This window comes from Nocardioides oceani (assembly GCF_030412965.1).
GTDB lineage: Bacteria > Actinomycetota > Actinomycetes > Propionibacteriales > Nocardioidaceae > Nocardioides > Nocardioides oceani.
This window is the reverse complement of sequence record NZ_JAUHJQ010000002.1, coordinates 722,930-743,889: the sequence shown is the minus strand read 5'-3', so window position 1 is coordinate 743,889 and position 20,960 is coordinate 722,930. Positions and strand designations below refer to the sequence as shown.

14 protein-coding genes are annotated in these 20,960 nt (G+C 75.0%); 8 read left to right on the top strand and 6 right to left on the bottom strand.

Going from position 1 to position 20,960, the window contains the following annotated elements:
• The first annotated feature begins 49 nt into the window (after positions 1–49).
• The 4 genes from QWY28_RS09130 to QWY28_RS09115 all read left to right on the top strand — a co-directional run bounded on the left by QWY28_RS09130 (position 50) and on the right by QWY28_RS09115 (position 4,682).
• Positions 50–529 carry a hypothetical protein gene (locus QWY28_RS09130; protein ID WP_300952187.1) on the top strand — a complete coding sequence of 160 codons (480 nt, stop codon included), beginning with the start codon at positions 50–52 and terminating at the stop codon, positions 527–529.
• Complete coding sequence (locus tag QWY28_RS09125) at positions 511–2,967, top strand: hypothetical protein (protein ID WP_300952186.1); 2,457 nt, start codon at positions 511–513, stop codon at positions 2,965–2,967. The genes QWY28_RS09130 and QWY28_RS09125 overlap by 19 nt, the downstream gene beginning before the upstream one ends.
• Positions 2,968–3,081: 114 nt before the next feature.
• Positions 3,082–3,831 carry a hypothetical protein gene (locus QWY28_RS09120; RefSeq protein WP_300952185.1) on the top strand — a complete coding sequence of 250 codons (750 nt, stop codon included), beginning with the start codon at positions 3,082–3,084 and terminating at the stop codon, positions 3,829–3,831.
• Positions 3,828–4,682 carry a class I SAM-dependent methyltransferase gene (locus QWY28_RS09115; protein WP_439117242.1) on the top strand — a complete coding sequence of 285 codons (855 nt, stop codon included), beginning with the start codon at positions 3,828–3,830 and terminating at the stop codon, positions 4,680–4,682. The genes QWY28_RS09120 and QWY28_RS09115 overlap by 4 nt, the downstream gene beginning before the upstream one ends.
• A 37-nt stretch (positions 4,683–4,719) precedes the next feature.
• On the opposite strand, the gene pgfA is transcribed toward QWY28_RS09115, so the two are convergent.
• Entirely contained in the window at positions 4,720–5,616 is an 897-nt protein-coding gene (pgfA, locus tag QWY28_RS09110; RefSeq protein ID WP_300952184.1) for a cell envelope lipid trafficking protein PgfA, read from the bottom strand.
• Positions 5,617–5,741: 125 nt separating this feature from the next.
• On the opposite strand from pgfA, the gene QWY28_RS09105 reads away from it, so the two are divergent.
• On the top strand, positions 5,742–7,583 hold the full coding sequence (locus QWY28_RS09105) for a hypothetical protein (protein WP_300952183.1): 1,842 nt from the start codon (positions 5,742–5,744) through the stop codon (positions 7,581–7,583).
• Positions 7,580–8,800, top strand: a complete 1,221-nt coding sequence (locus tag QWY28_RS09100; protein ID WP_300952182.1) for an acyltransferase family protein — start codon at positions 7,580–7,582, stop codon at positions 8,798–8,800. Before QWY28_RS09105 ends, QWY28_RS09100 begins: the two co-directional genes overlap by 4 nt.
• Here QWY28_RS09100 and QWY28_RS09095 read toward each other — a convergent pair.
• Positions 8,692–12,849, bottom strand: a complete 4,158-nt coding sequence (locus tag QWY28_RS09095; RefSeq protein ID WP_300952181.1) for an alpha-(1->3)-arabinofuranosyltransferase domain-containing protein — start codon at positions 12,847–12,849, stop codon at positions 8,692–8,694. The genes QWY28_RS09100 and QWY28_RS09095 overlap by 109 nt on opposite strands.
• Positions 12,846–13,616, bottom strand: a complete 771-nt coding sequence (locus QWY28_RS09090) for a class I SAM-dependent methyltransferase (protein ID WP_300952180.1) — start codon at positions 13,614–13,616, stop codon at positions 12,846–12,848. The genes QWY28_RS09095 and QWY28_RS09090 overlap by 4 nt, the downstream gene beginning before the upstream one ends.
• A gap of 33 nt (positions 13,617–13,649) precedes the next feature.
• Here QWY28_RS09090 and QWY28_RS09085 point away from each other — a divergent pair, with 33 nt between their 5' ends.
• Entirely contained in the window at positions 13,650–14,903 is a 1,254-nt protein-coding gene (locus tag QWY28_RS09085; RefSeq protein ID WP_300952179.1) for a glycosyltransferase family 4 protein, read from the top strand.
• 135 nt (positions 14,904–15,038) lie between these two features.
• Here the strand turns inward: QWY28_RS09085 and QWY28_RS09080 are convergent, their stop codons facing one another.
• Positions 15,039–15,194 (bottom strand): hypothetical protein, encoded by a 156-nt coding sequence (locus tag QWY28_RS09080; RefSeq protein WP_300952178.1) that lies wholly within the window; start codon positions 15,192–15,194, stop codon positions 15,039–15,041.
• Between the two features lie 44 nt (positions 15,195–15,238).
• Complete coding sequence (locus QWY28_RS09075; protein WP_300952177.1) at positions 15,239–16,924, bottom strand: MmpA family trehalose lipid delivery protein; 1,686 nt, start codon at positions 16,922–16,924, stop codon at positions 15,239–15,241.
• Positions 16,925–16,981: 57 nt separating this feature from the next.
• On the opposite strand from QWY28_RS09075, the gene QWY28_RS09070 reads away from it, so the two are divergent.
• The gene (locus QWY28_RS09070; RefSeq protein ID WP_300952176.1) at positions 16,982–18,229 is read left to right on the top strand and encodes an oligosaccharide flippase family protein; all 1,248 of its coding nucleotides are present in this window, start codon (positions 16,982–16,984) and stop codon (positions 18,227–18,229) included.
• A 19-nt stretch (positions 18,230–18,248) separates the two neighbouring features.
• Here QWY28_RS09070 and polA read toward each other — a convergent pair whose 3' ends face one another.
• Positions 18,249–20,942, bottom strand: coding sequence for a DNA polymerase I (gene polA, locus QWY28_RS09065; RefSeq protein WP_300952175.1), 2,694 nt, complete (start codon positions 20,940–20,942; stop codon positions 18,249–18,251).
• Positions 20,943–20,960 lie beyond the last annotated feature (18 nt).

Here is a 20,960-nt window from a genome sequence, read left to right as displayed (position 1 = left end):
GGCTCTCGGCGCGGGCGCCTCCCCCCGACCCCGCCACAGGAGACAGCAGATGAAGCTCATCCGACCCCTCGGGGCCGCCGTCGGACTCTCGACGGCAGCCCTCTCCCTCACGGTCGTCGCCTCCCCCGCATCGACCGCAGCGCCGCAGAACGTCCCCACCACCACCACCTCGACGGTCACCGGCGAGATCCTCCACGCCCGCGCGGTCGACCTCGGCGGGCTCCTCACCGCCGCCGAGGTCGGCCTCGGACCGGTGCGCGGCACCGTCGGCGCCACCGACCCCCGCGTGACCGCCCGGGCCGCGAACCTCGACGCGGCGCTCCTCGGCCAGGACCTCCCCGGCCTGCTGGCCTCCGCCTCGCAGACCGCACCCCCGGACCACCCGACGCCGGCGACGGCCTCGATCGTGCCCACCAGCTCGATCCCCGGCGTCCTCACCCTCGGGTGTCGGAGGCCACCGCCCAGGCTCGCCTCGGCGCGGGCGGCCAGTGCCTCCCGAGCGTCCCCGACGTGTCCCGCTCGAGCGTGACGACCGCCGGCGCCTCCGTGCTCGACGTGCCCGGCGTGGGCGCCCTCGTCGCGCTGCCGGGCACGGCCAGCGCGAGCCAGTCGACCCGCTTCGTCCCCAACGGCGAGGCCAACGGCGGCCGGGACGTCGTCGCCGAGGCCGTGGGCTCGGCCGCCGACCTCCGGCTGCTCGGCGGCGACCTGGCCGTGCGCGTCGTGACTGCGCCGCGGCTGACCGCGACCGTCACCGGCGACGCGGGCCAGTCCTCGGTCGACTACCAGGCCCCGGTCGTGACGGTCGCCGCCGGCGGCCAGCAGGCCGAGCCGCTCGCCCCCGGCGTGCCGTTCCGCCTGCCGGTCCCGGACAACCCGCTGCTGCGTCTCGAGCTCTCCCTCGGCGCCCAGACCGAGACGGTCGCCGCCGACGGCACCTCCGCCGTCGGCGACGCCACCGTGCTGAACCTCGAGCTCGAGCTGCTCCCGGTCCTGCCGGGCGGCGACGGGATCGTCGTGGCCGAGGTCGACCTGTTCCCGATGCACGTCGAGGCCAAGGCGCCCGTCGGCGGCCTGGTCTGCGGCACCGAGGTGGGCGCCGAGGACACCGACGGCGACGGGCTCACCGACGCCCAGGAGACGAGCGGCAGCCGCAACCCGTGGACGCCGCGACCCACGGACCCGCGCGACGCGGACTCCGACGACGACGGGGTCGACGACGGCGCCGAGGTCCGGATCGGGACCAACCCGAACGACCGGGACACCGACAACGACGGCCTGACCGACGGGCAGGAGGTCACCACCCACCGCACCGACCCGCTCGTGGGCGACACCGACCACGACGGGCTCGGCGACGGCCGCGAGGTGAACCAGACCCGGACCGACCCGCTCGACGCCGACACCGACGACGGCGGCGTGGACGACGGCACGGAGGTCGGCCGCACTCCCCCGACGAACCCGAACAACCCCGCCGACGACAACCCGGCGACCGACACCGACCGCGACGGGCTGACCGACGCGCAGGAGACCTCCGGCTCGGCCAACACGCTCTACGGCGGCCGGCCCACCAACCCCGCGGTCGCCGACACCGACGGCGACGGGCTCGGTGACGGCCGCGAGGTGCAGCTCGGCACCAACCCCAACGACACCGACACCGACGACGACGGCCTGACCGACGGCCAGGAGGTCAACACCCACCGCACCGACCCCCGCGACGTCGACACCGACAACGGCGGTGTGAGCGACGGCCAGGAGGTCGCCCACGGCACCAACCCGCGCGACGTCCCGGCCGACGACCGCACCGTCGCCCCGCCCGCCGGCCAGGCCGACCGGGACGGGGACGGGCTCACCGACGCCCAGGAGACGAGCGGCTCGGCCAACACGACCTTCGGTGGCCGGCCGACCGACCCCGACGACGCCGACACCGACAACGACGGGCTCGGGGACGGGCAGGAGGCCAGCGGGTCGGCCAACGTCCGGTTCAACGGCCAGCCGACCGACCCGAACGACTCCGACACCGACGACGGCGGCGTGATCGACGGCGTCGAGGTGCGCAACGGCACCAATCCGCGCGACCGGAGCGACGACGTACCGCGGGTCGACACCGACGGCGACGGCCTCAGCGACGGCGAGGAGACCTCGGGCTCGGAGAACGACGCCTTCGGCAACAGGCCGACCGACCCGCGTGACCCCGACTCCGACGACGACGGGGTCAGCGACGGCGCGGAGACCGACGCGGGCACGAACCCGAACAGCGCCGACACCGACGACGACGGCCTGACCGACGGCCAGGAGGACGAGGCCGGGACCGACCCGACCGACGCCGACACCGACGACGGCGGCGTCGAGGACGGCGCCGAGGTCGACAACGGGACCGACCCGCTCGACCCGACCGACGACGGCCCTCTGGGCGGCGCCGACACCGACGGTGACGGCCTCGACAACGCCGCCGAGGCCGCGGCGGGCACCGACCCGCTCGACCCCGACACCGACGGCGACGGCCTGCGCGACGGTCGCGAGGTCAACGGCACCCGCACCGACCCGCTGGACAAGGACACTGACGACGACGGGCTGAACGACGGTCGGGAGGTCAAGCAGACCAAGACCAAGCCGCTGAAGAAGGACACCGACAAGGACGGCCTGACCGACGGCAAGGAGGTCAAGAAGCACAAGACCGACCCCCGCCGGAAGGACACCGACCGCGACGGCCTGACCGACGGGCAGGAGGTCAAGGGCTCGGCCAACAAGCGCTACGACCGCTGCCCGACCAACCCCAAGCGGGCCGACAGCGACCGGGACGGCCTCAAGGACGGCGCGGAGGTCCGCAAGCACCGGACCAACCCGTGCGACCGCGACACCGACAACGGTGGCCAGAACGACGGCAAGGAGGTCCGTGCGGGCAGCGATCCGCTCGACCCGGGCTCCTGGCCGAGCAACCCCCGGCAGGCGGCCCGCACGAGCGGCTGACCGGGACCCGACCGCACCTTGGCGGGGCGGGGGCGGGCGCGGACCCCAGGGTCCGCGCCCGCTTCGCCGTTCCCGGGCCGCCCGCCCCGCTCCGGCCCGGCTAGGTTTCAGGACATGCCCCTCCTGCCCGCACTCGTCGGCGCCGCGACCCTGCCCGTCCGCCTGGCCGCGGCGGCCACCCAGACGACCCTCCAGCTCGGTCACCTCGCCTCGCCCGACGGGCCGCTGCGCAGGCCCGGGGGGTACGCCGACCTGGTGCTGCGGGTCATCGGCGAGCACGGGTACGCCGAGCAGCTCACCCGCCTGCTGGCCGACGAGGACGGGCCGATGCGGCTGGCCGGCGCGATCGCCGACCTGGTCGCCCCCGACCGGCCGCTGGGCCGGCTGCTCCAGCGTGACGGCGTCCTGGACCGGCTGCTCGCCGACGACGGCCCGCTGGTCCGGCTCCTCGCCGACGGCGGGGCGCTCGAGCGGCTCCTCGCCGACGGCGGTCCGCTCGACCAGCTGGCGGCCCGGGAGGGCGTGCTCGACCGGCTGGTCGCCGCCGGCGGGGCGCTCGACCGGCTGACCGCCGAGGGCGGCGTGCTCGACCGCGTGCTGGCGCCGGGCGGGCTCGCGGACCGGGTGCTGACCGAGGACGGCTTCGTGGAGAAGCTGGTCGCCGAGGGCGGCACGCTCGACCAGCTCGTCGCGCTCGGGGAGACCCTCGAGTCGATCCAGCCGCGCCTGCAGGAGCTCGCGGCGCTGATCCCGTCGTTGGCGGACTCCGCGGACTCCCTGGGCCGCGCCGTCGGCCCGATCGGGGAGCTGGCGGGCCGCTTGCCGCTCAACCGCCGCCGGGCGCTGGGCGCGGGCCCCGCGTGAGCGTCTCGGGCGGCTCGCCCGACGCTCCGGACTCCCGCCACCACCCGCCGCTCCCCCCGGTCCGCGTCGAGCGGCGGGCGGTGGACGAGGCCGAGTCGCGCCGGGCCAACGGTCCCGACTGGGACCGCTACGCCGACGAGTACCAGGCCACCCACGGCGAGTTCCTCGGCGACGTGGGCTTCGTGTGGGGGCCCGAGGGCTTCACCGAGACCGAGGCCGGGGTCCTCGGCGCCGTCGCCGGCCGCGACGTGCTCGAGGTCGGCTCCGGTGCCGGGCAGTGCTCCCGGTGGGTCCGGGCCCAGGGCGGTCGCGCGGTCGGCCTGGACCTGTCGATGCGCCAGCTGCAGCACTCGCGGCGCATCGACGACCAGACCGGGGTCGCCGTGCCCTCGGTGTGCGCCACTGCCACGGCGCTGCCGTTCCGCGACGCGTCGTTCGACGTCGTCTTCTCCTCCTTCGGCGCGCTGCAGTTCGTGAGCGACCTGGAGGTGGCCGTCGCCGAGACGGCGCGGGTGCTGCGGCCGGGCGGGCGCTACGCCTTCTCGATCACCCACCCGACGCGGTGGATGTTCGCCGACGACCCGGGCGAGGAGGGGCTGGTGGCCAGCCAGTCCTACTGGGACCGCACGCCGTACGTCGAGGTCGACGACGCCTCCGGCGCGGTGTCGTACGTCGAGCACCACCGCACCCTGGGCGACTGGGTCGCGGTGCTGGCCGGCGCGGGGTTCGTCATCACCGACCTGCTCGAGCCGGAGTGGCCGGCCGGGCACGACCGTGTCTGGGGCGGCTGGTCGCAGGTGCGCGGGCGGCTGACGCCCGGCACCGCGATCTTCGGCGCCACGCGGGCCTGAGCCCGCGTGGCGCCGAGGACCGTCGCGTCGGGACCCGTCAGGCGGGCATCGCCGCGGCGCGGGGGCTCGTGGCGGGCCGCGGACGGCCGACGAGCAGGAGCAGCGCACCCAGGACGAGCGCGACCGCGCCACCGATGAAGCCGATCCGCGGGACCGTCTCGGTGATGAGCGTCAGGCTCGCAGCGTTGTCCTTCGCCTCGCTGACGCTGGTGGCGAGCTGGTCGTCGGTGAAGGCGACGTCCAGGTCGAGCACCTGGGTGCCGTCCTCGAGGTAGCGCTGCTGGGACTGCTCCTGGTTGACGACCGCGCCGGTGATCGGCTCGACGTAGATGTCGACGGCCTGGCTGTAGGTGCCGGGCGTGCCCTCCGCGATCTCGATCGCCTCGTCCTGGACGCTGGAGGCGAAGTGGTAGACGGCCAGGCCGTCCATCTCGGTCTCCTCGACGAACACCATGTCGACGGTGCGACCGAGGGTGCCGTCCCAGTACGGGTAGTCGGTCTTCTCGGTGTCGAAGGGGAACTTGTTGACGATCCCCTCGTAGGGCGTCGAGCCCTCGGGGAGGTTCTCGTGGTCGCGACCCAGGGCGGTCACCCGGTCGGTGGCGAAGGTGCCGACCGTCGCGGAGACCAGCCGGTCGTCCTTGCCGTCCACGCAGTCCGGGGCGTCACCGCTGGCGGCGTTGACCACGCACGAGGTGTTCACCCAGATCGTGGTGTCGTCGGTGGACGCCTCGCTGTCGGCCTTGGTGATGCTGGTGACGTTCACCGGGAACGTCTCGCCGAGCTTCGTCGCCGTGCCGTCCAGCCGCGTCGTCTGGTCGACGTCCACCGGGGTCTTCTTCACCACTCCCGGCGCCCACGTCGTCGTCAGCAGCCCGGCCACCACCAGGAAGCCCCCGATGGCGATGAGCACACGCCCAGCAATCTTCCGCATCGCATTCCCTCCCAGGAAAGTCGCACTCCGGGGAACGTAACCTGCATCACACGCGACGTGCACCATTTCGGACAAAGCCGTCCGTACTTCGTCCCGAGCCGCCGCGGACGTGCAGACTTCGCCGGGTGCGCGCACTGACGGGACCGGCAGCGGTGATCAGCGGTCGGGCCGCCGGCGGCCCGCGGTCGCTGGTCCTCGGCGGGGCGGTGGCGCTGGTGCTCGCCCAGCTCGGGTTCCGCGCCTGGGCGGTGCTCCCCTCGTTCTTCTACCTCGACGACTACCGGCTGCTGCACGAAGCGCGCGCGGCCGACCTCGACGCGGACTACGCCTTCCGGGCCTACGACAGCCAGTTCATGCCGCTCGGCCGGACGCTCGCCTGGCTGCTCTCGCGCGGGGAGCTCATCGACTGGACGTGGCTGGCGGTCAGCACGCTGGTGATGCAGCTGCTCGCCAGCACGGCCTGCGCGGTGATGCTCGTCGTGCTGCTCGGTTGGCGGCGGCGCGTCCTGCTGCTGCTCGCGCTCTACCTCTCCACGGCGCTGGCGGTGCCGGCGACGATGTGGTGGGCGGCGGCGATCAACCAGCTGCCGCTCCACGCCGCGATGTTCGGCGCCGTCGCGGCCTGGGTCCCCTACCTGCGCACGCGCCGGCTGCGGTACCTGGCGTTGACCGGGGTGCTCGTCGCGCTCGGCATGCTGGCCTACGTCAAGGCCGTGCTCGTCCTGGTCGTCCTCGCGTGGGTCGTCCTGGCCTGGTTCACCACCGGTGGGCCGGTGCGCCGCACCGCGCGGGCAGTCCGCCGCTACTGGCCCGCGGTGCTCTCGGGCATCGCGCTCGGCGGCGGCTTCACCGCCTACTACGTCACCTCCGTCCCGCAGATCGACGGCGGCGACAACGCCGCGCCCGCGGGTGCGCTGGCCGAGCGCATGCTGGGCAGCACCCTGCCCACCGGGCTGCTCGGCGGGCCGTGGCGGTGGGACACCGTCAACCCGCCCGTCGGGCTCGCCGACCCGCCGCTGTGGACGGTGCACCTGAGCTGGGTCGTGCTCACCGTCGTCGTGCTCTACCTCGCCCTGACCCGGGTCCGGACCCTGCGCGCCTGGTCGATGCTGGCGGCGTACGCCCTCATCGCCTACCTCGTGCTGCTCCTCACCCGAGCCCCCGTGGTCGGCGCCGTCTCCGGCAACGAGCTGCGCTACCTCACCGACGTCGTCTGCGTCGCGGTCCTGGCCCTCGCCCTCGCGTCCTCCGAGCTGGTGGGGGCTCCCGGGTCCAGCGAGCCCCGGACCAGCCCGCTCCTGCTCGTCCGGCTCCGCCCGTCGGTGGTCGTCGCCGTCGCCCTGGCGGTGGTGGCCTCAGGGACGTGGTCGACCGTCACGTACGCGCGGATCTGGCACGTCGACCACCCTGGCGAGGACTACTTCGGCGAGGCCGTCCGCGGGACGTCCTTCGGACCCACCCCGCTCGCGGACCAGACCGTGCCGCAGAACCTCGTGCCGGGCTTCCTCTTCCCCTACAACACCACCCGGCTCCTCCTGCCGATGCTGACCCCGCGGGCCACCTTCCCCGAGGCGAGCGAGTCCCTGCACGTCCTCGACGAGTCCGGGGCCGTCCACGTCGCCGCGGTCGAGGGAGGGATCGAGGCCCCGGCCGGCCCGGTGGCCGGCTGCGGCTACCAGGTCCGGGACGACGGCGTCACCGTCGAGCTCGACGGCAGGACGGTCGGGCTGGAGTGGTGGATCAGGATGGAGTACATCGCCTCCGCCGACTCCTCGATCCGGGTCGAGGCCGGCGAGTCGACCGTCGACACCGAGGTCCTGGCGGGGCTGGGCACCTTGTTCGTCCACGTGGAGGGCGAGGTCGACAGCGTGGCGCTCAGCGGGCTCGAGCCGGGCGTCACCGTGTGCGTGGACGAGCTGGAGATCGGCACCCCCGTGCCGGAGGATGGAGAGGAGGAGGACCAATGACGACCGTCGCAGCCGCCCCCGTGGAGCTGGACGCCGGCACCGCGCCACGCTTCCCGGCGCTGGACGCGATGCGGGCGATCGGCGCCCTCGCCGTGCTCACCACCCACGTCGCGTTCTGGTCCGGCGACTACGGGAGGCACGGGTTCTGGGGCGTCACGCTCGCCCGGCTCGACGTCGGCGTCGCGCTCTTCTTCGTGCTCTCGGGCTTCCTCCTCTCCCGCCCCTACCTGGCCCGCTCGGCCGCGGCGCTGCCCCGGCCCTCGACGCGCGCCTACCTGTGGCGGCGCTTCCTGCGGATCGTCCCGGTGTACGTCGTCACGGTGGTCGTCGCGCTGGCGTTCATCGACGAGAACAGCCACCTCGGCGCCCGGGAGTGGCTCACGACGCTCACGATGACCAACACCTTCGTCGACGCCCTCCCCCCGGGCGGGCTGAGCCACATGTGGAGCCTCGCGGTCGAGGTCTCGTTCTACCTCGTGCTCCCCCTGCTCATGCTGCTCGCGGCGGGCCGCCGCGGCCTCCGGCCGGCCCGGGTCGGGCTGGTGCTCGCCGGCATGACCGCGGTGACGGTCTGGTGGCACCTGCAGGGCTCGGACTGGGCCGAGGAGTGGACGGGCGGCGCGCCCGCCCAGTGGCTCCCCGGCTACCTGACCTGGTTCGCGGCCGGCATCGGGTTGGCGCTGACGCACGTCCTGGCCGTCCGTGGCGCCCCTCACGCCCGCCGCGTGCTGTCGGTCGGTCGCCAGCCGGGCGCCTGCTGGGCCATCGCGGCCGCGCTGCTCCTCGTGGCGTCCACCCCGCTGGCCGGGCCCGCCCTGCTCATCGCCCCGACGACGGCGGAGTCGCTGACCAAGAACCTCCTCTACACGGCCGTCGGCCTCCTGGTGGTGCTGCCCGCGGTCGTCGCGGACGACCGGGGCGCCTTCGCCCGGGTCCTCGGCCACCCGGCCGCCCGCCGCCTGGGGCTCACGTCGTACAGCCTGTTCGCGCTGCACCTCCCGGTGCTCCACCTGGTCATGTGGCTGACCGGCTGGCAGCTCTTCGGGGGCCACGGGGTCCTGCTGTGGCTGATCACGCTCGCGGGCAGCCTGGTCGTCGCCGAGCTCGGCTACCGCCTGCTGGAGGTGCCGGCGATGCGCCTCAAGCGCCTGGTGCCCGCGGGGCGCGAGGAGCCGACCGCGGCGACCACCGCCGCCAGCGGCACCACCGCGAGGTAGCCGACCCAGGCGTCGTTGCCGGCCCAGCCGGCGCTGCTCCCCCACGGGGTGAGGGAGTACGCCGCCGCAGCGGCCAGCAGCGGCACCGCGAGCGCCCACGGCGCCACGTCGGGGGCGCGCCGCCCGAGCAGCACGACCGCCGCGGTGGCGACGACGCCGACCACGAGGCCGACGGTGCCGGCCACCAGCCCGGTCCCGGCCAGGGCCAGGACGACCGAGACCGCGGGTGCCACGCGCCGCTCGGCCAGCGCGGGCGGCACGGGTCCGCGCCAGCGCCGGCGCGTCAGCAGGACGACCACGACGAGGACCAGGAGGGCGGCCCCGCCGGCGAGCATGCCGGCCCGGTAGGTCGTGTCGGGCGCGAACCGCACCTCGACCGGCCCGTCGCCCTCGAGGCGGAACCCCTGCTGCCAGCCGTCGAGCACGACCGGTTCGAGCTCCTCGCCGTCCTGGGTGGCGACCCAGCCGGGGTTGGCGTTCTCCCGGAGCACCGCGACGGTGTCACCGGCGGCCGGTCGCAGCACGCGCCGGACCGGTCCGGACAGGTCCTCCGCCGCGGCCGTGGGGCCGGTCGCGGGCCCCGGGTCGGCCGTCGAGGTGAGCACGAGGGACGCGGCGTCGGTGGCGTCGCTGCGAGCGGCGGCCACCTCGACCGCGCCGGCCGGCAGCACGAGCGGGGCGTCGCCGGTGCCGGTCGCGCACGGCTCGGCCGGGACCTCCACGCCGCGGAGGAGCTCCAGCGGCGAGGCGGTGACGGCGGTGCGCAGACGGCGCGGACCGACCTGCAGGTCCGGGCCGGAGCCGCAGGGTTGGCGCACCGCCTCGGCGGGGATCCCGAGCGGGAGGTAGGGCACGCCGGTCAGCGAGACCTCGCCGACGCCGACGGGCAGCGGGTTCGCCGAGCCGTCGAAGGCGAGGTCGGTGGCGCTCTCCGCGGACAGCACGCGGATGCGGACGCCGTCAGCGCGCACCCCCGGGAAGGCCGCCCGGCCGTCGCGGCCCAGGTCGACCTGGCGCTCGGCCACGGTCCGCCCGCGCCGCGTGAAGGTCAGCACGACCCCGTCGGGCAGCCGCGCCGCGGTGTCGGCGTCGACGTCGAGGTCGATGCCGGTGACCAGGCGGGCGTCGAGCCAGGACAGGGTGAGCGCGACCTGCTCGTCGTCCGGGTCGGCCAACCAGGCGCTGCCGGGGTCGCCGTCGATCGCGGCGACCGCGCCGGCGCGCGGGTCGGCCAGCGCCAGCGAGGACGCCGACGCCGACGCCGGCTGGTCGCGCAGGACGAGCGCGTCGAGCGCGCTCCCCGCCCGGGGGCGCGCGGTCAGGGACACGTCGTACGACGCCGCGACGGGGAGGTCGAAGGACCGCCGGACGACCGGACCGTCCTCGGAGGCCCGCTCGCGTCCCACGGCGCAGCGGTCGGAGAGCGCGACGACGACGCACCCGGTGCGGGCGTCGCGGTCCGCCTGCAGGACCACGACGTCCGGGGCTCCCCAGCCCTCTGGCAACGTCGGCAGGTCGAGGACCCGGCGCACGGCCAGGCCGGGGACGTCGACCTCGGCCAGCGCGAGCCGGTCGGCCGACGGTCCCTCGACGGCCTCCAGCCGCAGCCAGGTGACCGCGCCGGTGCCGTCCTCGCCCGTCGGGACCAGCAGGCGGCGGGTGCCGCCGGGACTGATCGTGACCGGCTCGGACGCACCGCCGTCGGTGACCAGGCGCAGCCGCTGCCGGCCCTCGCCCGCGGCGGCGGTGACCGAGACGGCCTCCACCTCGAGGGGTGCGTCCAGGTCGACGCGCCACCACGGAGCCTCGTCCCCGGAGTAGCCCGAGTCCCACGCGGTGTCCGTCGCCCCGTCGAGCGCGGCGTAGGGCAGCGCGCCCCGCTCGCTGCCGCCGATCGCGTCCGCGTCGGAGCGCGAGGAGGACGCCGAGAGCGCGGCGGCCCCCTCGAGCCGGGCGGTGGTGGTCCAGCGGTCCATGTCGTCGAGCGGGTAGTCGGTCACCGGCCGGTCCGCGCGACGTACGTCGCCGGGCGTCGTGACCGCCGAGGTGCCGTCGTGGATGCGGGCGAAGGAGCGCTCCCGCTCCCGGAGCCCGTCGGTCAGCACGACCCGCCCGGGGTCGGCGTCCGCCGCGGCGTCCGGCGCGAGCAGCGTCGGGGCGCTGCCCAGCACGTCGAGGTCGAGCAGGTCGGGCAGGTCCTCCGGGCCGGCGGCCAGCACGGTCGGCTCCCCCGCCGAGACGGCCGGGGCCGAGGGCGACCCGACCGCGTACACCTCGACCGCGGGGCGCTCGGCCTGCCACCCGCCGTTGACCAGCACGCGTCGTTCGCCGTCGCGCAGGTGCGCCTCACCGCCCACGACCGGCCCGAAGCTCGCGACCGGCTCGAGGCCGGGCGAGGCCTCCAGCGCCTGGTGGACCAGCACCGGGTCGGGCACGTCGTCGGACCGCTCGAGGTCGTTGCGCACGACGAGGTGCTCGACCCCCGCCCGGCGCAGCGCCGCGGTGAGGCCCGGGGAGCCCTCGCCCTCGGCCAGCCGGCGCTCGATGCCGTCGAGCATCCGGATCGTGGCGGGCGGCGTCAGCGGGATGACGTTGCGCACGGCCCACCGCGAGTCGGCGAGCCACTGCATCGGCTCGTCGGCGGTGTCGCCCCAGAGGTACTCGCCGAACGGCGAGCCGGGCACGAGGAGCGCGGTGCCGCCCTCGGACTCGGCGGCGACGAAGTCGGCCGCCTCCTGCCAGTAGTCCGGGACGCCGAGCGTCGCCCCGGCGGGCTGGACGCGTCCCTGGACGGCCGGGGCCGCGCAGCCGACGACCGCGAGGACGGCCGCCGCGACCAGGACCCGGCGGTTGACCCGCTCGGCGCGCGGGCCGTCGCGGTGCTCGCGCAGCGCCGACAGCGTCCGGTCGACCACGAAGGCGAGGCCCACCACCAGCGGCAGCCGGATGATCGGGTCGAACTTGTGGACGTTGCGCAGCGGGGCCAGCACGCCGTCGAGCAGGTCCGCGACGGGCGCCGCGAGCCACCCCTCGACGACGCCGCGGTGGCCGGCGGTGACCATGAGGACCCCGACCAGCAACGAGAGCCCGAGGAACGCTCGGTGCGGGGTGCGCCGGTCGAGCAGCCCGGCGCAGCCGAGCAGCAGCAGCACGCCGCTGAGCACGACCAGCCACGGCGTGCGCAGCAGGTCGTTGCCCGCGCGCGAGCCGGCGTCGACGTACGGCACCCAGTTGGACGTGCCGCGCAGGGCGTCGAAGAGCGTCGTCGGGAAGGTCGTCACCGACGTGGTCTCGATGAAGTCGAGGAACGGCGGGCTGTAGGCGCCCATGACGAACAGCGGCACCAGCCACCACGCGGTGGCCAGGGCGGTGAACAGCGGCCACCACAGCATCAGCGCCCGGCGGCGCGGGCCCGGCGTGCGGGTCAGCAGCCACACGATCCCGAGCGGCAGCACGGCGAAGGTCGCCGCCGCGTTGACGCCGCCGACCATCGCCACGCCCAGCGCCGCGAGCGCGGCGGCCCGGCGCGGGGAACCGTGGGTCGCCCCGCGGACCAGCGGCAGCAGCACCCACGGCGCGAGCGCGCTCGGCCACGCCTCGATCGAGATCGGCCCGAGGGTGGTGAGCAGCCGCGGGGACAGCGCGAACGCGGAGCCGGCCACCAGGCACGCGAGGTCCGAGCGGACCCCGAGCGCCCGGGCGACCTTCGCCGCACCGGCCATCGCGACCGACATCACCAGCCCCTGCCACAGCCGCTGGACGACCCAGCCCGGGAGGTCCACCAGCCAGCCCAGCAGGAAGAACGGGCCCATCGGCCACAGGTAGCCGTAGGCCTGGTTCTGCAGCTGGCCGAAGGCGCCCTCGGCGTCCCACAGGTGGAGCGCCCGGGCGAGCCAGTCGGCCGGGGCGAGCGCCAGGTCGAGCTTGGTGTCGGCGGCCAGCAGGCCCGGGTCCTGGACGAACGCCAGCCCGACCAGCACCGCGCAGGCCGCCAGCAGGCGGAAGCGGAAGGCTCCGGGCGTGCTGGTGGACGTCTCGCTCGTGCTCACCGCTTGCGCAGGACGATCACGAGGTTCCACGTCACCACCTCACGCAGCAGCGGGACGTGGAGCAGGAACCGCGACCAGCGCGGGTTGTAGCGGGGGGTCAGGTCGGCGACCTCGGCCACGCCGAGCTCCTGCTGCGCGCGCGCCCAGCGCAGGCCGGCGCCCGCGGTGACCGCGAAGAGGGACTCGCCGTACTTGTTCTTCGGCTCGTGGCCGTGCTTGGCGGCGTACCGGCGCCGGGCGTGCCGGCCGCCGAGGTAGTGCCACGGGGCGGTCTCGTGGCCGCCCCAGGGACCCCACCACAGGGTGTAGGAGATGAAGACGGTGCCGCCGGGGCGCGTCACGCGCACCATCTCGTCGGCCATCCGCCACGGGTCGGGCACGTGCTCGAGGACGTTGGAGGAGTAGCAGACGTCGACGGCACCCGAGCGGAACGGCAGCTCCATCCCGCTGCCGACGACCGTGCCGGCCGCGATGTCGCCGAGACCGGCGAGCTCGCCCACGTCGGCGTCGAGGGCCCAGTACGTCGCCCCGGCCTCACGGAACGCGTCGCGGAAGTAGCCGGGGCCGCCGCCGACGTCGAGCAGCACGGCACCGTCGAGGTCGACGTAGGTCGAGAGCTGGTCGGCGGAGTCCTCGGCCAGCGCGGTGTAGAACCGGGCCGGCTCGGGCTGCTCGTACCGGAACTCGCGGAAGAGGCGGACCGAGCGCCGGAGGGTCGCCTTCCACGGCCGCCGGGAGCGGGTCGCGAGCGGGTTCTGGCGCGGCACGCCGGAACCTTACCCACTGGTACCTTCCCCCGGATGGGAGACGGAGAAGAGGGCAGCCTGGAGCAGCTGCGCGGCACGCACGTGGCCTTCCTCAGCTGGCGCGACACGCGCAACCCGGAGGGCGGCGGCGCGGAGCGCTACCTGGAGAAGATGGCCGCGGGCCTGGTGGCCCGTGGGTGCCGGGTGACGATCTTCTGCGCCGCGCACGCGGCGGCCCCGCCGGAGGAGGTCGTCGACGGCATCCGGTTCGTGCGACGCGGCTCGAAGCTCTCGGTCTACCCCGCCGGCATGTGGGCGCTCGCGTCCGGTGAGCTCGCCCGTGGCGGGTCCGGTCCGGTCGACCTGGTCGTCGACGTCCAGAACGGCATGCCGTTCTTCAGCCGCCTGGTCACGCGCAAGCCCGTCGTCGTCCTCGTCCATCACGTGCACCGCGAGCAGTGGCCGGTCGTCTACAGCGGCCTGACCGCGCGCGTCGGCTGGTGGATCGAGCGGCGGTTGGCGCCCTGGCTCTACCGCCGCTGCCAGTACGTCGCCGTCTCCCGCGCCACGCGGGCCGAGCTGCGCCACCTCGGGGTCCGCGGCCCCCGCGTGGCCGTCGTGCACAACGGCACCGACCCCGTCGTCCCGGTCGACCCCGGCCCGTCCCCCACGCCGATGGTCGCCGTGGTCGGTCGCCTCGTGCCGCACAAGCAGGTCGAGCACGCGATCGACGCCGCGCTCGCGCTGCGCGAGGAGCACCCCGACCTGCGGCTGCACGTGGTCGGCGGCGGCTGGTGGGAGGCCGAGCTGCGCGAGTACGCCCGCGCTCGCGGCGCCGGCGACACGGTCGTCTTCGAGGGGCACGTCGACGAGGCGCGCAAGCACGAGATCTACGAGCGGGCCTGGGTGCTCGCGCTCCCCTCGCTCAAGGAGGGCTGGGGCCTGGTGATCGGCGAGGCCGGCATGCACGGCACGCCGACGGTCGCCTACCGCTCGGCCGGCGGCACGCAGGAGTCGGTGGCCGACCACCGCTCCGGTCTGCTCGTCGACACCCCCGAGGAGCTGACCGCGGCGCTCGGGCTGCTGCTGCGCGACCCCGAGGAGCGGGAGCGGCTGGGCCGCGGCGCACGCGAGATGAGCCACGCCTACACCTGGCAGCACGCCCAGCAGTCGTTCGCGCTGGTGGCGCTCGCCGCGCTCAGCGGGACGCTCGTCGACAGCCAGGACCCCGAGGACCCCGACGAGGTCCTCGCCCCGCGGCGGCGGCGCCGCGGGCGTCGAGCCGCGCGCGGACAGGACCGGGGCTGACCGGTCAGGCCGGGGCCGGCCCCGGTGCAGGACGGCCCACTTCGAGACGGGCCAGTTCGAGACGGGCCAGCGCGGGACGGGACAGATCGAGCCGGGCCCGGTGGTCCCGGGTCCGGCTCGGTGGTGCGGGGTGGATCAGCCCTCGGAGCCGTACTGGATGACCGGCTGGTTGACGTTCGCCGGGGACTCGCCGCTCGGGCTGGTCTGCGACGACACGACGCCGACGATGGTGGCCGAGGCGACGATGCCGCCGATGGCCAGGCTGCCGAAGGTGCTCAGGATGCTTCCCACGTGAAAACCCCTCCCTAGGTTCGGCGAGAACCGTAACAGCGCCTTCAGGCCCGCGCCGCATTTCCGAGAGATCGGTCACGTCGGCGTCGGAGGGCCACCGCCGCGCCGGCCAGCGGGAGGCCCACCCAGACCACCCAGGCGGCCGCCGCCGCGACCGTCCACGAGGTCGGCACGGTCCGCGCCTGCGCCCCGGCCACCTCCACGACGAGCAGCTCGTCGGTGTCGAGCAGCACCCGGCCGGCGACCGCGGGCGCCTCGCCGGGCGCCAGGCGGTCGACCGCGACGACGCCGATGCCCATCGCCGCGAGCCGCTCCGCCCGCTCCCCCGGCGCGCCGGCGGCCAGCGCCGCCGCGGCCTCCTCGACCCGGGGGTCCTCCCCCTCGACCGTCACGTCGGAGACGACCAGCTCGTCGCTGGCGACGACGTCGCGCGGGAGGTGACGACCCAGCGGGTCGAGCACCTTGCGGTCGTGGTTCCACGACGGCTGGCGGTAGCTCGAGAGCGGCAGCGCGAGCACGTCACCCGGCCCCGCGCCGTCCACGGCGTCGCGCGCCGCGGCGTACGACGCCGGGAAGGTGGTGGGCTCGAGGCGGCCCGACAGGCCGAGCGCGGCGTCGGGCAGCAGGGTCACCGGCAGCAGCGCCAGCACCCCGCCGAGGACGAGCCGCGGGGTGCGCTCGGGCACGCGGCGCAGCACCGCCCCGGCGCCGCAGCCCGCGAGGACCGCCACGAGCGGGGCGCACAGCACCAGCAGCCGCGAGCCGTCCCGGACGAGACCCCCGCCCGGAACGTGCTCGGCCAGCGCGGCGACCAGGCCGGGCGCGGCCCAGGTGAGCAGCGCGAGCGCGAGCCCGACGGCCCAGCAGACGACCAGCGCGACGACGTCGCGGCCGTCGGCCCGACGACGCCAGGCACGCGCCCCGAGCACGGCCAGCCCGACGAGCAGCGCCAGGCCGAGCCACGCCGCCGCACCGTCGCGCGAGGGCAGCACGACCTCGCCGTTCCAGACGCCGCCGAGGGCGAGCGCGGCCAGCGGCGGCGGCAGCACCCCGTCCGGGCCGAGCGCGAACAGCTCGGCGCCCGCGGCATCGGTGCGTGCGTCGGCGGCGTGCAGCGCGCCCGTCACCAGCCACGGCAGGTTGGCAGCGAGCGCGAGCAGCACGACCGGACCGGTACGCCGCCGGCCGGCTGCGGCCGCGAGCAGGGCGACGGCCGTGGCGACCCCGGCGCTCGCGCTGAGGCTGCCCAGCGGGACCAGCACGAGCAGCGCGGCGGGCAGCGCGCCGGTCTCCCGCCAGCGGCGACCGGCGAGCAGCACCCACGGGAGCACGGCGTACCCCACCAGCACCGGCCAGTGCCCGATCGCCAGCCGCTCGGCCACGAAGGGGTTCCACTGGTAGACGGTGACGGCGACCAGCTGCGCGGCCAGGGACCGGTCCGGCACCAGGCGACGCGCGCCCAGCCCGGCCGCGACCAGGGCCCCGAGCAGCACCATCTTCTGAAGCAGCATGCCCGGGACGACCTCGTCGAGGACGGCGACGACCGCGTCGGAGGGGACCGCCCGGGGCAACCCGGAGCCGACCCCCCAGACGTCGGGGCGGACCGCGAGGTCCGGCACCCACACCATGTCGTAGGTCAGCAGGAGGCCCGGCCCGAGGGCCGGGCCGAGCAGGAGCAGCGCGAGGGCGAGCGACCACGCGCGCGGCAGCCACCCTCGCCAGTCGGACACGCGGCGATCCAACCATCCCCCGACGATCCCGGCGGGCCGCCCCTTAGGCTTCCCCGCGTGTCAGAGACCTCCGGCGGCTTCCGGGCGCTGCTGAGGAGCGGCGCCGCGATCGCCGTCGCCATGGCCGTCATGAACGTCGCGACGTACGGCTACACCGTGCTCGTCGCGCACCTCGTCGGCCCCAGCGACTTCGGTGCCTTCTCCGCGATCATGGGCGTCCTGCTCGTGGTCAACGTGCTCTCCCTCGGACTGCAGGCGACCGGGGCGCGCCGGATCTCGGCGTCGCCGGAGTCCGCCGCGGCCGTCGAGCGCGTCGTGCTCACGGTGTCCTACCGCAGCGCCGCCGTGCTCGCGCTCGTGCTGGTCGCGCTCGCGCCGGTCCTCGACGCGGTGCTGCGCCTCGACAGCATCCCGACCGCGCTGCTCGTGGCGATCACCGCCGCCCCGCTCACCGTGATGGGCGGCCAGGCCGGTGTGCTGCAGGGCGAGCGCCGCTGGGGGCCGCTCGCGCTCATCTACCTCGCCCAGGGCGTCGGCCGCGTGGTGGCCGGCGTCGGTTTCCTGCTGGTGTGGCGCACCGAGTTCGCCGCCGTCCTCGGCGTCGCGATCGGCGCGTGGCTCCCGGTGCTCATCGGGTACGTCGCCCTCCGCCGCGAGCGTCCGCCCGCCGCCTCCGCGGACGTGTCCGCCGGTGGGCTGATGCGCGAGGTCGCGGGCAGCAGCCAGGCGCTGCTGGCCTTCTTCGCGCTCTCCAACGCCGACATCCTGCTGGCCCGCGCGGTGCTCGACGACCACACCGCCGGCCTCTACGCCGGCGGCCTGATCCTGGTCAAGGCGATCCTCTTCCTCCCCCAGTTCGTCTCGGTCATCGCCTTCCCGTCGATGGCGACCCGGGGCGCGGACAGCAGCACGCTGGTCAAGGCGCTCCTGGTCGCACTGGGCCTGGGCCTGTGCGGGATGGGCGGCACGCTGCTGCTCCCCGACCTCGCGCTCGTCTTCGTGGGCGGCTCGGACTTCGAGGAGGTCAAGGACCTGCTGTGGCTCTTCGCGCTGGTCGGCACCCTGCTCTCGATGGTGCAGCTGCTGCTCTACTCCGCGCTCGCCCGCCAGCAGTGGCGCACCATCCTGGCGATCTGGGTGACCCTGGTCGCACTCCTGTGCAGCGCGCCGTTCGTGCACTCGGTCGAGGGTCTGGTCGCCCTCGTGCTCGGCCTCGACGCGGCCCTGTTCCTCGTGCTCGTCACCGTCGCGCTGGTCGGCCGACCGGCCGCCCTCGACCGCGAACCGGCCGACGCGACCGCCTGAGCGGACCCCGCTCGTCCGGCTAGTGCGCGGCCTCGTGCCAGCTGCGGCCGGTGCCGACCGAGACGTCGAGGGGGACGGCGAGGTCCGCGGCGCCGGCCATCTCGCGGCGTACCAGCTCCTCGAGCGCCTCGCGCTCCCCCGCCGCCACCTCGAGCACGAGCTCGTCGTGGACCTGCAGCAGCATCCGCGACGCCAGGCCGGCCTCGCGGATCGCCTTGTCGACGTTGAGCATCGCGATCTTGATCAGGTCGGCCGCGGAGCCCTGGATCGGCGCGTTGAGCGCCATCCGCTCGGCCATCTCCCGCCGCTGGCGGTTGTCGCTGGTGAGGTCGGGCAGGTAGCGCCGGCGGCCGTAGATGGTCTCGGTGTAGCCGGTGCGCCGCGCCTCGTCGACCACGCCGCCGAGGTAGTCGCGGATGCCGCCGAAGGTCTCGAAGTACTCATCCATCAGCACCCGCGCCTCGGCCGGGTCGATCGTCAGCTGCTGGCCCAGGCCGTAGGCCGACAGCCCGTAGGCCAGGCCGTAGTTCATCGCCTTGATCTTGGCGCGCTGCTCCGGGCCGACCTCCTCGGCCGGCACGTCGAAGACCCGGGCGGCGGTCACGGAGTGGAAGTCGTGGCCGGAGCGGAACGCGTCGATGAGCAGGGCGTCCTCCGACAGGTGCGCCATGATCCGCATCTCGACCTGGCTGTAGTCGGCCGTCATCAGCGACTCGTGGCCGGGGCCGACGACGAACGCCTCGCGGATCCGGCGCCCCTCCTCGGTGCGGATCGGGATGTTCTGCAGGTTCGGGTCGGTGCTGGAGAGCCGGCCGGTCGCGGCGATCGTCTGGTTGAACGTCGTGTGGATCCGGCCGTCCGGCGCGACCGTCTTGAGCAGCCCCTCGATGGTCTGGCGCAGCCGGGCGACGTCGCGGTGCCGCAGCAGGTGCAGCAGGAACGGGTGCTCGGTCTTGACGTAGAGCGCCTGCAGCGCGTCGGCGTCGGTGGTGTAGCCGGTCTTCGTGCGCTTGGTCTTCGGCATGTCGAGCTCGTCGAAGAGCACCACCTGCAGCTGCTTGGGCGACCCGAGGTTGATCTCCTTGCCGATGACCGCGAACGCGTCCTCGGCCGCCAGCTTCACCTCGCCGGCGAAGTGGCGCTCGAGGTCCTCGAGGTGCTCGGTGTCGACCGCGATGCCGGTGCGCTCCATGGCGGCCAGCAGGTCGACCAGCGGCAGCTCGATGTCCTCGAGCAGGCGGGTGCCGCCGCGGTCGGCGAGCTCCTCGTCGAGCGCCGCCGCGAGATCGAGGACCGCGCGGGCGTGGAGCATCTCGACCTGGCCGGCCGCCTCGTCGGTCAGCCCGTCGAGGCTGAGCTGGCCGTCGTCGGCCGCGCCGGTGCGCAGCTCGCGCTTGAGGTAGCGGACGGTGAGGTCGGCGAGGTCGTAGGAGCGCTGGTCGGGCCGGGCCAGGTACGCCGACAACGCGGTGTCCCGGGACAGGCCGGCCAGCGGCATCCCCCACGCGTCGAGCGCCAGGATCGGGCCCTTGGCGTCGTGCAGCACCTTGAGCCGCGCCGGGTCGGCCAGCCAGGCGCGCAGCGCCTCCTCGTCGGCGGGGTCCATCGTCTCGGCGGTGAGGTACGCCGCCGCGCCCTCGACCGTGGCTAGCGCGAGCGCGTCGACGTCGCCGGTCCCGGCGCCCCAGCGGCCCGCGACGTGCACGCCGACGCGGTCACCACCGGCGGCGTGCTCGGCCAGCCAGCCCGCGAGCTCGCCGGCGCCGAGCACGCTCATCGCGACGTCGAACCCGGAGTCGTCGATCTCCTCCTCCGAGCTCAGCGTCTCGAAGAGCCGGTCGCGCAGGACGCGGAACTCCAGGCCGTCGAAGAGGGTGTGCACCTCCTGGCGGTCCCACGGCCGGATCGCCATGTCCGCCGGGGCGAGGTCGAGGTCGAGGTCGCGCACGAGCGCGTTGAGCCGGCGGTTGCGGATGACGTCGCCGAGGTGGGCGCGCAGCGCCTCGCCCTTCTTGCCGGTGATCTTGTCGGCGTGGGTGATGACGTTGTCGAGCCCGTCGTAGGTGTTGATCCACTTCGCTGCGAACCCGACGCCGACGCCCGGCACGCCGGGCAGGTTGTCGGAGGTCTCCCCGACGATCGCCGCGATCTCGGGGTAGCGGTGCGGGGGCACGCCGTACTTCGCCTCGACCGCCTCGGGCGTCATCCGCGCGAGGTCGGAGACGCCGCGCATCGGGTAGAGCACCGTGGAGCGGTCGGTCACCAGCTGCAGGGAGTCGCGGTCGCCGGTGAGGATCAGCACCTCCATCCCGTCGGCGAGCGCCTGGGTCGTCAGCGTGGCGATGATGTCGTCGGCCTCGTAGCCGTCCTTCTTCAGGAACGGGATGCGCAGCGCGTCGAGGACCTCCTCGATGAGCGGCAGCTGGCTGCCGAACTCCGACGGCGTCTTGGCCCGCTTGGCCTTGTACTCGGCGTACTCCTCCATGCGGAAGGTCTGCCGCGAGACGTCGAAGGCGACGGCGAGGTGCGTGGGCTGCTCGTCGCGCAGCACGTTGATGAGCATCGAGGTGAAGCCGTAGACGGCGTTGGTGTGCTGACCGGTCGTGGTCGAGAAGTTCTCGACCGGCAGCGCGAAGAACGCGCGGTAGGCCAGGGAGTGGCCGTCGAGCAGGAGCAGGCGCGGGATCGCGGCCGAGGTGGGAGCGTCGGGCACCCGTCGACTCTATCCGCC